Origin of the sequence: Microbacterium yannicii, assembly GCF_024055635.1 — a bacterium.
Lineage (GTDB): Bacteria > Actinomycetota > Actinomycetes > Actinomycetales > Microbacteriaceae > Microbacterium > Microbacterium yannicii.
In genome coordinates, this window is sequence record NZ_JAMXMB010000021.1 from 60,611 (window position 1) to 72,751 (window position 12,141).

The 12,141-nt window shown below is 72.2% G+C and carries 12 protein-coding genes; 11 read left to right on the forward strand and 1 reads right to left on the reverse strand.

Annotated elements, in window-relative coordinates:
• Nucleotides 1-13 precede the first annotated feature (13 nt).
• A complete protein-coding gene (locus NCG93_RS09065) occupies nucleotides 14-1,249 on the reverse strand; it encodes an acyl-CoA dehydrogenase family protein (protein ID WP_194414955.1) in 1,236 nt (411 codons plus the stop codon).
• 378 nt (nucleotides 1,250-1,627) lie between these two features.
• Here NCG93_RS09065 and NCG93_RS09070 point away from each other — a divergent pair, with 378 nt between their 5' ends.
• The 11 genes from NCG93_RS09070 to NCG93_RS09120 all read left to right on the forward strand — a co-directional run bounded on the left by NCG93_RS09070 (nucleotide 1,628) and on the right by NCG93_RS09120 (nucleotide 12,072).
• The gene (locus tag NCG93_RS09070) at nucleotides 1,628-2,380 is read left to right on the forward strand and encodes an SDR family oxidoreductase (RefSeq protein ID WP_194414314.1); all 753 of its coding nucleotides are present in this window, start codon (nucleotides 1,628-1,630) and stop codon (nucleotides 2,378-2,380) included.
• Between the two features lie 36 nt (nucleotides 2,381-2,416).
• Complete coding sequence (locus tag NCG93_RS09075) at nucleotides 2,417-3,007, forward strand: TetR/AcrR family transcriptional regulator (protein ID WP_194414313.1); 591 nt, start codon at nucleotides 2,417-2,419, stop codon at nucleotides 3,005-3,007.
• On the forward strand, nucleotides 2,994-4,031 hold the full coding sequence (locus NCG93_RS09080) for an NADPH:quinone oxidoreductase family protein (RefSeq protein WP_206687616.1): 1,038 nt from the start codon (nucleotides 2,994-2,996) through the stop codon (nucleotides 4,029-4,031). Before NCG93_RS09075 ends, NCG93_RS09080 begins: the two co-directional genes overlap by 14 nt.
• Nucleotides 4,028-4,768 (forward strand): glucose 1-dehydrogenase, encoded by a 741-nt coding sequence (locus NCG93_RS09085; RefSeq protein ID WP_194414312.1) that lies wholly within the window; start codon nucleotides 4,028-4,030, stop codon nucleotides 4,766-4,768. The genes NCG93_RS09080 and NCG93_RS09085 overlap by 4 nt, the downstream gene beginning before the upstream one ends.
• A gap of 306 nt (nucleotides 4,769-5,074) precedes the next feature.
• Nucleotides 5,075-5,812 carry an ABC transporter ATP-binding protein gene (locus tag NCG93_RS09090; protein ID WP_194414311.1) on the forward strand — a complete coding sequence of 246 codons (738 nt, stop codon included), beginning with the start codon at nucleotides 5,075-5,077 and terminating at the stop codon, nucleotides 5,810-5,812.
• Nucleotides 5,809-6,558 (forward strand): ABC transporter ATP-binding protein, encoded by a 750-nt coding sequence (locus NCG93_RS09095; protein WP_194414310.1) that lies wholly within the window; start codon nucleotides 5,809-5,811, stop codon nucleotides 6,556-6,558. Before NCG93_RS09090 ends, NCG93_RS09095 begins: the two co-directional genes overlap by 4 nt.
• Nucleotides 6,558-7,436, forward strand: coding sequence for a branched-chain amino acid ABC transporter permease (locus NCG93_RS09100; RefSeq protein ID WP_194414309.1), 879 nt, complete (start codon nucleotides 6,558-6,560; stop codon nucleotides 7,434-7,436). Before NCG93_RS09095 ends, NCG93_RS09100 begins: the two co-directional genes overlap by 1 nt.
• On the forward strand, nucleotides 7,433-8,605 hold the full coding sequence (locus NCG93_RS09105) for a branched-chain amino acid ABC transporter permease (RefSeq protein ID WP_194414308.1): 1,173 nt from the start codon (nucleotides 7,433-7,435) through the stop codon (nucleotides 8,603-8,605). Before NCG93_RS09100 ends, NCG93_RS09105 begins: the two co-directional genes overlap by 4 nt.
• A gap of 46 nt (nucleotides 8,606-8,651) precedes the next feature.
• A complete protein-coding gene (locus NCG93_RS09110; RefSeq protein ID WP_194414307.1) occupies nucleotides 8,652-9,938 on the forward strand; it encodes an ABC transporter substrate-binding protein in 1,287 nt (428 codons plus the stop codon).
• A 109-nt stretch (nucleotides 9,939-10,047) separates the two neighbouring features.
• Complete coding sequence (gene pdxR, locus NCG93_RS09115) at nucleotides 10,048-11,490, forward strand: MocR-like pyridoxine biosynthesis transcription factor PdxR (RefSeq protein ID WP_194414306.1); 1,443 nt, start codon at nucleotides 10,048-10,050, stop codon at nucleotides 11,488-11,490.
• A gap of 87 nt (nucleotides 11,491-11,577) precedes the next feature.
• On the forward strand, nucleotides 11,578-12,072 hold the full coding sequence (locus tag NCG93_RS09120) for a carboxymuconolactone decarboxylase family protein (protein ID WP_194414305.1): 495 nt from the start codon (nucleotides 11,578-11,580) through the stop codon (nucleotides 12,070-12,072).
• Nucleotides 12,073-12,141 lie beyond the last annotated feature (69 nt).

The window sequence follows — 12,141 nt, forward strand, 5'->3', positions numbered from 1 at the left end:
TGGCGCGGGCGGACTATGCGAACGCGCTCATGCCGGTGATGTCACGACCGATGAGCAGCGCCTGCACGCTCTCGGTGCCCTCGTAGGTGTGGATCGCCTCGATGTCGGCCATATGCTGCATGACGCCGTTCTCGAGGAGGATGCCGTTGCCGCCGAGCATGTCGCGCGCGGTCGACGCGATGCGGCGGGCAGCGCGCGTGTTGTGGTACTTCGCCAGCGAGGCCTGCGTCGGGCGCAGTTCACCGCGCCCTTCGAGATCGGCCATCCAGCGGCAGTACAGCTGCATCGCGGTGAGCTCCTCGAGCATGTTGGCCAGGCGCTCCTGCACCATCTGGAACTTCGCGAGCGGCTTGCCGAACTGGATGCGCTGCTGCGAGTAGGCGAGCGCCGCCTCGTAGCACGCGGTGGCGTGGCCGAGCGCCGACCACGCGACACCCGACCGCGTCGAGTAGAGCACGGTCGAGGCATCCTTGAAGCTCCTCGTGCCGGGAAGGACGGCATCGGCCGGCACGCGCACGCCATCGAGCACGATGTGCGCCTGATGGATGCCGCGCAGCGACGCCTTGCCCTGGATCACGGTGCCGACATACCCGGGTGTGTCCTGCTCGACGAGGAAGCAGCGCACCGCGCCGTGGTACTCGTCGTCGGCCTCGACGCGTGCCCACACGAAGGTGATCCCGCCGGAGGCCCCGTTGCCGATCCACTTCTTGGCCCCGTCGATGACCCACTCGTCCGTCGCGGGGTCGCGCCGTGCGACGGTCTCGAGCGAGACCGAGTCCGATCCGTGGTCGGGTTCGGTGAGGGCGAAGGATGCCGGAACCTCGCCGCGCGCGACCGGCACGAGCCAGCGCTCCTGCTGCTCGTCGCTGCCGAACAGGGCGAGGGTGCGCAGGGCCAGGCCGCCCTGGACGGCGAGCACGGTGCCGAGCGAGCCGTCCCCGCGCGAGATCTCCATGTTGACCAGACCCGCCGCGAGCGGCGAGAGGCGTGTCAGCGCGGGATGCACGATGCCGTCGTTGAAGAGATCCCGCTCGCCCATCCGCATCGCCAGGTCGAGCGGGTACTCCGCGGTATCCCACGCCTCGAGCATGCGCGTGCCGACCACGTCGATGTACGCCTCGGCGCGTTCCCACGCCTCGCGGTCGGCGGCGGGGATGTCGGCGAACACGGCGTAGTAGTCGGTGCCACGGCGCGCGGTCACGTCGTACCCTTCGACGCTCTGACCGGGGCGGGGCTGGAAGTCGGTCACGATCGGACTCCTGACGCGGGTGACGGCGGCTGCGGCATCCGCTTGCTGGTGGAACTCAATGCCACGAACCATAGTACTCAGTGTCATCACTTTCGTCGCGTGGCACCAACGATCGGTCGTTGAGCGAGCGAGGAACGAGCGAGACGAAACGCCTGCGCGCGACGCAGCACGAGGGCTCGGCGCGTTTCGTCTCGGTCGCTGGCGCTCCCTCGCTCAACGACCGGTGGATGCAGATCACAGGTGAGCCGGCCGAGGCACCGGTCGTCGAGCGAGCGAGACGAGACAAAACGCACCCGCGGCGTCTGCTACGGTGGGAAAACCGACCAGCCGGTATGTCGTGGTCGAGCACGCAAGAGTGGAATGTCGCAAGGAGGCGCCATGACCAACGACCACAGCCGTCGCTTCGACGGCACGGTGTCGCTCGTCACCGGTTCGAGCCGCGGTATCGGGTTCGCGATCGCGCAGCGCATCGTCGACGAGGGCGGCTCGGTCGTCCTCACCGGCCGCAAGCAGGATTCGCTCGACGCCGCCGTGGCCGCCCTCGGCGAGGCGGCGTCCGCCGTCGCCGGCCGCGCCGACGACGCCGACCACCGGGCGGCGGTCTTCGCGCACATCGCCGAGCGGCACGGCCGGCTCGACCACCTCGTCAACAACACCGGCATCAACCCGGTGTACGGGCCGATCGTGGACATCGAGGCCGAGGCAGCACGCAAGATCCTCGAGGTCAACGTGGTCGCCACGCTCGACTGGACGCGCGCCGCGCTTGCCGCCGGCCTCACCCGCTCCGTCGTGAACATCGCCTCGGTCGCCGGTCTCGGCGCGAGCCCCGGCATCGCGTTCTACGGCATCTCGAAGGCCGCGCTCATCAACCTCACCGCGCAGCTCGCGTACGAGCTGGCGCCGCGCATCCGCGTCAACGCCGTCGCGCCGGCCGTGATCAAGACAGCCTTCGCCCGCGCGCTCTACGAGGGGCACGAGGCCGAGGCATCCGCCGCCTACCCGCTGGCGCGGCTCGGCGAGCCGGCCGACGTCGCCGGGCCGGTCGCGTTCCTGCTCTCGGACGATGCCGCGTGGATCACGGGCCAGACCGTCGCGATCGACGGCGGCGCCGGCATCCGTCCGCTCGTCTGACCGGAAGCACGACGGGTTCGGGTGAAGGATGAAGGAATGAAGGATTCCCACGTCGCCGACGACGTCACCCGCGCCGCCGTCGAGCTGTTCGCCCGCCAGGGGTACGCCAACACCAGCGTGCAGCAGATCGTCGAGGCCGCCGGCGTCACCAAGGGCGCGATGTACCACTACTTCGAGTCGAAGGACGACCTGCTCTTCGGCATCTACGAGCGCCTGCTGACGCTGCAGAAGGCGCACCTCGACGACATCATCGGCCGAGGCGGCACGGTCGACGAGGTGCTGCGCGCGGTGTGCGTCGACGTGCTCGAGACCTCCATCGACTCGATGGAGGAGGGGGCGGTGTTCTTCCGCAGCCTCAACATGCTCTCGGCGCCCCGCCACCAGGAGGTGACCCGTCGCCGTCGCGCCTACCACGACGAGTTCGCCGAGCTCGTCTCGCGGGGCCAGGCCGAGGGGCTGTACCGCACCGACATCCCGGTGGCGATGCTCGTCGCCCACTTCTTCAGCGACGTGCACTACCTGTCGCACTGGTACTCGCCCGAGGGCCCAGAAGACAAGACGCTCGTCGCCGAGCAGCTGACCGACCTGTTCCTGACCAGTCTGAGGAGAACGGATGCCGCAACCTGAGGTGACCCCGAGGTCCGACGCCACGGGCGCCCTGCCCGACGCGATGCGCGCCTGGCGCGTGACGCAGCTGGGCGAGCCCGCCGAGGCGCTCGCGCTCGACACCGTCCCGATGCCCGCTCCGGCTGCCGGAGAGGTGCTGGTGAAGGTAGCGGCCGTCGCGGCCAACTTCCCCGACGTGCTGCTGTGCCGCGGCGAGTACCAGGTCAAGCCCGCGCTGCCCTTCAGCCCCGGCATCGAGTTCGTCGGCACGGTCGCCGCGCTCGGCGACGGGGTCGACGGGTCCGCGGTCGGCGAGCGCGTGGTCGGGTCGAAGATCGGCGTGCTCTCGGAGTACGCGGTGCTGCCGGCATCCGATGTCTGGACCGCCCCCTCCTCGCTCTCGGACGCCGAGGCTGCCGGACTGACTGTCGCGTACCAGACCGCGTGGTTCGGGCTGCACCGGCGTGCGGCGCTGCAGGTGGGGGAGTGGCTGCTGGTGCACGCGGCGGCCGGTGGTGTCGGACTCGCCGCCGTGCAGCTGGGCGTCGCCGCCGGCGCACGTGTCATCGGCGTCGTGGGCTCCGAGGCCAAGGCGGCGGTCGCTCGCGAGGCGGGCGCCGAGATCGTGCTGGTGCGCGGGGTCGACGACCTCGTCTCGGGCGTCAAGGCGGCGACCGGCGGCCACGGCGCCGACGTCGTGTTCGACCCGGTGGGCGGTGCGGCGTTCGACGCGTCGACGAAGTGCATCGCGTTCGAGGGACGGATCGTGGTCGTCGGCTTCGCCGGCGGCACGATCCCGTCGGTGCCCGCGGGGCACGTGCTGGTCAAGAACTACTCGGTGGTGGGGCTGCACTGGGGCATGTATCCGGGGCTGCGGCCCGACCTCATCGACACCGCGCGCCGCGAGCTGACACGGCTCGCCGACGGGGGCGCGATCCACCCTGTGGTGGACCACGTCGTGCCGTTCGAGCGCGCGCCGGAGGCCTTGACCGCGCTCGCATCGGGCACGACGGTCGGCCGCGTGGTCATCGAGGTGGGCTCGTGAGCGGGTTCGGGCTCGACGAGCGGGTCGCGCTGGTCACCGGCGGCGCGCGCGGCATCGGCGCGGCCTACGTGCGCGCGCTGCACGAGTCCGGTGCGCGCGTCGTGATCGCCGACATCCTCGACGACGACGGGGCGGCGCTCGCCGCCGAGCTCGGCGATCGCGCGGTGTTCGTGCACCTCGACGTGACGGACGAGGGGCAGTGGGATGCCGCGGTCCAGGCATCGGTCGACGCCTTCGGCTCGATCGATGTGCTCGTGAACAACGCGGGGATCGCGAACGCCGCACCGATCGAGCACCTGACCACCGAGAAGTGGGACGCCGTCATCGCCGTCAACCTCACCGGCGTGTTCTTCGGCTGCCGCGCCGTCGTGCCGACCATGAAGGCGCAGGGGAGCGGCTCGATCATCAACATCTCGTCGGTCGAGGGGATGCGGGGCAGCCCCGGCCTGCACGGCTACACCGCCGCGAAGTTCGGCGTGCGCGGGCTCTCGCAGTCGCTCGCCGTCGAGCTGGGCGCGTTCGGCATCCGCGTCAACTCGGTGCACCCGGGCTTCATCAACACGCAGATGACCACGCGCATCGACCCCGCGCACCTCGACATCCCGCTCGGACGCCCGGGCGAGCCGTCGGACCTCGCCGGCACCATCGTGTTCCTCGCCTCCGACGCGTCGTCGTTCACCAGCGGCGCCGAATTCGTCGTCGACGGCGGCATGATCGCCGGCATCCCCCACAAGTAGGCGGCGTTCGGCTCGCCCGCCGGGGCGCCGCCTTGAGTGCCGGGAGCGCAGCGAGTACCCGGTCGTTGAGCGAGGGAGCGCAGCGACCGAGACGAAACGCGGCGCACCGCGGGGTTTGGCGCGCCCCCACGACGAGCCGCCGTAGCCAGAACGCGTGACACGTTTCGTCTCGCTGCGCTCGCTCAACGACCGGATAGCGAGGAACGGCGGTCGTCGCGGCGTCACACATCACGATCGTGCAACAAGAACATACCGCCCGGTCGGTTTCTGGGTTACAGTGGGGGCACCCGACACGAAGAGGTGCCGATGAACGTACGACCCGAGGCCGAAGACCGCGCTCCTGCGCGGCTCGAGGTGAGCGCACTGCGCGTCGCCTTCGGCGGCCTGACCGCTCTGGACGAGGTGTCCTTCGACGTGCAGCCCGGCGAGGTGGTCGCCCTCATCGGGCCCAACGGCGCCGGCAAGACCACGGTGTTCAACGCCGTCTGCGGACTGGTCCGGCGCCGCGGCGACGTGCAGATCGACGGGATGCCGGCGCCACGGCGCACCGCGGGACTCACCGCCCGTGGCGTCTCGCGCACCCTGCAGGGGCTGGGCCTGTTCTCAGGGCTCACGGCGCGCGAGAACGTCCTGCTTCCCGTCGCAGGCCGCCGCGACGCCGACGCCCGCGTCGCCGCGCAGCTCGCGGCGCTCGACCTCGAGCCGCTCGCCGACCGCCCGGCGACGGCGCTGTCGTACCCCGACCGCAAGCGCGTGGCACTGGCACGTGCGCTCGTCACCGACCCTCGCCTGCTGCTGCTCGACGAGCCGGCAGGGGGCCTGGGCGCCGACGACATCGCGGCGCTCGGCGACGTGATCTCGCGCGTCGCCGCGACCGGCTGCGCGGTGCTCCTCGTCGAGCACCACGTCGACTTCGTCATGGGTCTCGCCGACCGCATCGTGGTGCTGGACTTCGGGCGCGTCATCGCCCGCGGGACGCCCGACGAGGTGCGCACCGATCCCCGCGTCGAAGAGGCGTACCTCGGCGTCAAGGCGACTGCATGAGCGCCGCTGAACAGCCCCCGGCCGTCGCACTCCGCGGCGCGCTCGAGATCCGCGACCTCACCGTGGGATACGGCGGCGCGCCGGTGCTCCACGGCGTCGGCTTCGCGCTCGCCCCCGGCGAGGTCGTCGCACTGCTCGGCGCGAACGGCGCCGGCAAGACGACACTCCTGCGCACTCTCGCAGGACTCGTGCCCGCGGCATCCGGGATACTCCTGCTCGACGGCGACGACCTCCGCGCCCTGCGCACCGAGGACCGTGCCCGCCGGGGACTCGCCCTCGTGCCCGACGGGCAGAGCGTCGTCGCCGAGCTCACCGTCGACGAGAACCTGCGACTCGGTGCCCTCTGGCGCCACCGCGGGGCGGCGCGCGAGCGGGCGATCTCCGAGGTGTACGAGCTGTTCGAGCCGCTCGCGCGGCGCCGCACGAGCGCCGGGCACCAGCTCTCGGGAGGCGAGCGCCAGATGCTGGCCGTCGGCCGTGCGCTGGTCGCCGAGCCGGTGCTGCTCGCCCTGGACGAGCCGTCGCTGGGGCTGGCCCCGCTCGTCGTGGCACAGCTCATGGGCACGCTGCGGGATGCCGCCGCGAGCCGCGGCCTGACTGTGCTGCTCGCCGAGCAGAACGTCACGAGCGCCCTCTCGATCGCCGATCGCGGCGTCGTGCTCGACCTCGGCCGGGTCGTGGCGGATGCCCCGGCCGCCGCCCTCGCCGCCGACGAGACCCTCCGACACGCCTACCTGGGATTCTGATGGACCGACTGCTCTTCCTCCTGGCCACCGGCCTCGCCCGCGGCGCGATCTTCGCGCTGTTCGCCCTGTCGCTCGTGCTGATCTGGCGCGCCGCGCGCATCGTGAACTTCGCGCAGGGCGCGATGGCGCTCGTGGCGACCTACGCGGCGTTCGCCGTGACCGGCCTCACCGGCTCGTACTGGGCGGGCCTGGCCGCCGGACTCATCGCCGGGGCGGCGATCGGTCTCGGCGTGGAACGCGGCCTCATGCGCTTCGCCCCGCACTCGAGCCCGCTCTCGGGGGTGATCGTGGCCATCGGCCTGGTGATGGTGCTGCAGTCGCTGCTCGGCATCCTGTTCGGCGCGCAGTACCTCCCGATGCGCGCGCCGTTCGACGACAGTCCGATCATGGTGGGCGGCGTGCCGCTGCTGTCACCCTACGACCTGTTCGTGCTGGTGGTCGCGCTCGCGGTGATGGCTGTGCTGGCGGTGCTGTTCACGCGGACCTCGCTCGGCCTGCAGCTGCGCGCCTCGGCCTTCGCGCCCGAGGTGTCGCGCGTGCTCGGTGTGCGCGTCAGCCGCATGGTGACGATCGGATGGATGCTGTCGGCCGCGGTCGCGGCGCTGGCGGCGATGCTGCTCGTGCCCACCGAGCTGGGCCTCAACCCCCACGCGACCGACATGCTGTTCGTCTACGCCTTCGCCGTGGCCGTCGTCGGCGGTCTGGACTCGCCGGTCGGGGCCCTGGTCGGCGGGCTCGTCGTGGGCGTGGCGATGACGCTCGTCACCGGATACCTCGGCGCGACCGTCGCGCCGATCGGCGTGCTGGTGTTGCTGGTCGGGGTGCTGCTCGTGCGACCCGGGGGCATGTTCTCGCTGCGGGAGGCGAGGAGCGCATGACCCGCCTGCTTCCTTCGCTCCGCGGCATCCCGCGCGTGCTCGTCTTCGGCGCCGTGCTGACCCTGCTCGCCGTCGGCGGCACCTTCCTGCTCGACCCGTACCGCAACTTCCAGCTCGCCACCGTCGCGGCGTACTTCTGCGCGACCGCCGGCCTCACCCTGCTCATCGGCCAGAGCGGGCAGCTCTCGCTGGGGCAGGCGGCGCTGATGGCCGCGGGCGGCTACGGCTATGCGCTCACGGCTAATGCGATGACGGATGCCGGAGTCACCGGCATCCCGCGATTCCTGGCTGGTCTGCTCGCGGCCGTGGTCGTGTCGGGGGCCCTTGGGTGGCTGCTGGGGCTGGCCGCGGCGCGGCTGCGCGGACCGTATCTCGCCGGCGTGACGCTGACGCTGGTCATCGCGGTGCCCGCCATCGCCGCCGTGTTCTCGGGCGTGCTCCGCGGCGACCAGGGGCTGCAGATCGCCTACGACGGCGTGCCGCCGGTGCTGGAGCGGCTCATCGCCGTCGAGCAGTGGCAGGCGTGGGTCGCGATCGTGGTCGCCGGGGTCGTGGTCACCGGGCTCGCCGCCGCTGCCGGCGGACGCCTCGGGCTGCGCATGCGCGCCGTTCGCGACGACGAGACCGCGGCGCGCCTGAACGGCGTGCGCTCCGGCCGCGTGAAGGTGACGGCGTTCACGCTGAGCTCCGTCGCCGCGGGCGCGGGCGGCGCGGTGCTCTGCTTCGCCACGCAGTCGGTGAGCCCGGGCGCGTACACCCTCGCGTTCTCGCTGCTGCTCGTCGTGGCCGTCGTGCTCGGCGGGCTCGGCAATATCGGCGGCGCGGCGATCGGCTCGGCGCTCATCGTGCTGCTGCCCTGGGCGCTCGGGGCCGCGACCGCCGCGCTCCCGCTGCCGGCCGAGGTCGCCCAGCGGCTGTCGGGCAACCTCTCGATCCTCGTGTTCGGCCTGCTGCTCATCGTCGTGATGCTCGTCTGGCCCGGCGGGCTCGCGAGCCTCCGCCGCAGGCGGCGTCGCGTCGCAGCCCCCACCCCTGGCCGCATCGTGTCAGATCCGCGTGATCGCGCGCCGCAGCCCTCGGCCGCGGTCGCGAGCGAGGCAGAGACGACTCCCGCACCGCCGGCCGGGCAGCCGTCTGCGACCGCAGTCGCCGGGGCGCGGCATCCGTGATCGTCCTCTCGTCCCGCATCAACCCACCACACAGAAAGAGGTGACCATGTCACAGCACTCCCTCACCCGCCGCGTCGCGGCGCTGGCCGGCGCCACCGCCGTCCTCGTCGCACTCGCCGGCTGCAGTACGCCCGCGGCCACCGGCGACGCCGACGAAGACGTCCCCGGCATCAGCGACGACACCGTGACGATCGGCGCGCACACGCCCCTGACCGGTCCGGCCGCAGCGGGATACTCGTCAATCTCGGCCGCGGCGACCGCGTACTTCGACTATCTCAACGACAACGGCGGCGTGCACGGCCGAGACATCGAGTACATCGTCAAGGACGACGGCTACAACCCGGCGACCACGCAGACCGTCGTCCGCGAGCTCGTGCAGGAGGACGAGGTGTTCGCGATCGTGAACGGCCTCGGCACGCCCACCCACACGGCGGTGCTCGACTACCTCAACCAGAACGAGGTGCCCGACCTGTTCGTCGCCTCGGGCTCGACCAGCTGGAACCAGCCCGAGAAGTACCCCTTCACGTTCGGCTTCAACGCCGACTATGTGGTGGAAGGCGCGGCGCTCGCACAGTATGCGACCGACGAGTATCCCGACAAGGTGGTGTGCCTGCTCGGCCAGGACGACGACTTCGGCGACGAGATGATCGAGGGCGCCGAGCTCGCCCTCGGCGCCGACGGACTGGCTCAGGTCGAGCGCTACTCGGTGTCGAACCAGGACGTCGCCGCGCAGATCGGCGCGCTCAAGGCGGCCGGCTGCGAGATCAACATCCTCGCGACCATCAACGGGTTCACGGCGCTCGCGCTCGGCACGGCCGCACAGCTGGGCTGGTTCCCGATGTGGTTCTCGTCGTCGTCGGGTGCGAACTACGAGACGCTCGTCGGCTACCTGGGAGCCGACGTCGGTCCCAAGCTGCTGCAGGGGCTCGTGGGCACCAACTACCTGCCGGCATCGGGTGGCGACTCGGAGTGGGTAACGCTCTTCCGGCAGATCAACGACGAGTACAACGACGGCGCGACGTTCGACGGCAACACCATCTACGGCATGAGCGTCGCCTACCTGTTCGCCGAGGCACTGGAGGCGGCGGGTGAGAACCCCACGCGCCAGTCGCTGATCGACGCGGTGCAGTCCGGCGACCTCGCCGGCAACGGCATCCTTCCGCTCTCGTTCGGCGAAGACAGCCACGCCGCCTACCTGGGCGCCGGCATCACGACCGTCGACCAGGGCGTGCAGGACTACGTCGGCGCGACCTACGCGTTCGACGGCGGCACCGTGACCACGGTCGATCCGTCGCCCGTGGCGCTGTCGGGTGAGGGTGTGCCCGGCCCCTGAGACCCCCCGCTCAGGCTCAGGCCCGGACCCTGCGGGGTCCGGGCCTTCGGCGTCGGCGCGCGCCGATAGGGTCGGCAGCGACGGTCCGACGGCCGAGGGGAGGAGCACGATGGGGACGGATGCCGCACCCGGCCTCGACCTCTTCCTGCCGCTGCACGGCGGCCGGTCGGTCCGCGAGATCGAGGCGAGCCTGCGCGCCCTCGTGGCGGACGGCGTGCTGCCGGTGGGTACGCGGCTGCCCGCGTCCCGGCTGCTCGCCGCTGACCTGGGTGTCGCCCGCAACACGGTCGGCGAGGTGTACGCGCGGCTGGCCGCCGAAGGGTGGCTGCAGACCCGCGTCGGTGCCGGCACCTGGGTCGCCGCGGTGCCCCGGCCCGAGCAGACGTCGGTGGCCGGCGCGGTGGCGAGGGCGCCGTTCGACCTGCGCGGCGGTCTGGTCGACGCCGGCGACTTCCCGCACGGGGTCTGGACCGCGCACGCCCGGCGTGCGCTCGCCGAGCTGCCGGGGGCCGCCTTCGGATACCCCGAGCCGGCTGGCGTGCCGGCGCTGCGGCGGAGCCTGGCGGAGTACCTGGCCCGTACGCGGGGCGTGGTCGTCGACAGTGGCGCGCTCGTCGTAGGCAGCAGCTTCGGCGACCTGCTCGTGCTCCTCGCCCGCGCCCTGCGCGCGAGGGGTGCACGACGTATCGCGGTCGAGGAGTTCGGGCATGCCCGCCACCGGCGCATCGTCGAGGCCGCCGGCCTCGAGGTGGTCCCGATCGCCGTCGACGACGAGGGGGCGGATGCCGCGGCCCTCGCCCGTCTCGACGTCGGCGCCGTGCTGCTCACGCCCGCCCACCAGTTTCCGACCGGTGTGCCGCTGTCGGCTGCGCGACGGCGGGCGGTAGTGGAATGGGCGGCGGCCTCCGGCGGGCTCGTGCTCGAAGACGACTACGACGGCGAGTTCCGCTACGACAGGCGGAGCATCGGCGCCCTGCAGTCGCTCGCCCCCGACCGGGTGGTGTACCTGGGCAGCGCGAGCAAGGCTCTCGCTCCCGCGGTCGGGGTGGCGTGGGCTGTCGTGCCGGCGCACCTGCGTCCCGCGGTGCTCGACCAGCGCGAACTCGTGGGAGGCGCACCGGCAGGCCTCCATCAGCACGCCCTGGCCGGCTTCATCGACTCCTTCGAGTACGACCGTGCCGTGCGCCGTCGCCGCGCGCGGTTCCGCGCTCGGCGCGAACTGCTGGCCGCGCTCCTCGCCGATCGTGCGCCGCACCTGCGGATCGACGGGCTCTCAGCGGGGCTCCAGTGCCTGGTGCGCCTGCCGGATCAGTCCGCTGAGGACCACGCGGTCGCCCTCGCGGGCGAGCACGGCATCGCCGTCGAGGGGCTGGCGGCATACCGCGCCCGGCACGCCGACCGCGATCCCGGGCTGCGCCCCGCGGGCACTCAGGCCGGGATCGTCGTGGGGTACGGCGCGTCCGCGCCGTCGAGGGTCGACGACGCGCTGGCCACCCTCGTCGATGTGCTGGTCGACGCGACCGCGCAGGAGGGGCGGGGCGAGCCGCGCTGAGCGGGTGCGCGGAGGCCACGGAATGGCCCATGCGAGACGGTCGGAATTGGCCAGGCGCCGTGAACCACCGGCTCCTAGCCTGATGCAATGACACTCCTGAACGACAGCCTCGTGCCCGTCTCCACCCGACTCGACTTCGACGCTCTCGCGCCGGTGTTCTCGCGCGCCGTGAACCAGCTGGACGAGGCGGCGACGCAGCAGCTCGAGCTCGCCGGCATCGACGAGGGCCTGCGGGAACTCGTGCGGCTGCGGGCGTCGCAGATCAACGGCTGCGCGTATTGCGTGGATCTGCACTCGCGCACGGCGCGCTCGGTCGGGGTCACCGCGCAGCGAGTCGACGCGCTGGCCGTCTGGCGCGAGTCCGGGCTGTTCACCGCGGCGCAGCGCGCGGCGTTCGCCCTCACGGAGGACGTCACGCGCCTGTCGGAGACCCACGTGCCGGAGGAGGTGCTGGCCGAGGCCGTCGCCGAGTTCGGCGAGGAGGGCGCCGCGGCCCTCGTGTCGCTCATCATCGCCATCAACGTGTGGAACGCGATCGGTGTCACCACCCGCGCGTGGAGCGTCACCCCGCGGTCGGCCTGAGGCGTCGCGGCCGGGTGGGGCCGGGCCGGGCGCCCCGCCCAGCCGCGCCGCGGGCTCGACGCCGGAGAG

Coding starts and splice junctions, on each gene's coding strand:
- NCG93_RS09070 (WP_194414314.1), top strand. CDS start 1,628: ATGACCAACGACCACAGCCGTCGCTTCGACGGCACGGTGTCGCTCGTC.
- NCG93_RS09075 (WP_194414313.1), top strand. CDS start 2,417: ATGAAGGATTCCCACGTCGCCGACGACGTCACCCGCGCCGCCGTCGAG.
- NCG93_RS09080 (WP_206687616.1), top strand. CDS start 2,994: ATGCCGCAACCTGAGGTGACCCCGAGGTCCGACGCCACGGGCGCCCTG.
- NCG93_RS09090 (WP_194414311.1), top strand. CDS start 5,075: ATGAACGTACGACCCGAGGCCGAAGACCGCGCTCCTGCGCGGCTCGAG.
- NCG93_RS09095 (WP_194414310.1), top strand. CDS start 5,809: ATGAGCGCCGCTGAACAGCCCCCGGCCGTCGCACTCCGCGGCGCGCTC.
- NCG93_RS09100 (WP_194414309.1), top strand. CDS start 6,558: ATGGACCGACTGCTCTTCCTCCTGGCCACCGGCCTCGCCCGCGGCGCG.
- NCG93_RS09105 (WP_194414308.1), top strand. CDS start 7,433: ATGACCCGCCTGCTTCCTTCGCTCCGCGGCATCCCGCGCGTGCTCGTC.
- NCG93_RS09110 (WP_194414307.1), top strand. CDS start 8,652: ATGTCACAGCACTCCCTCACCCGCCGCGTCGCGGCGCTGGCCGGCGCC.
- pdxR (WP_194414306.1), top strand. CDS start 10,048: ATGGGGACGGATGCCGCACCCGGCCTCGACCTCTTCCTGCCGCTGCAC.
- NCG93_RS09120 (WP_194414305.1), top strand. CDS start 11,578: ATGACACTCCTGAACGACAGCCTCGTGCCCGTCTCCACCCGACTCGAC.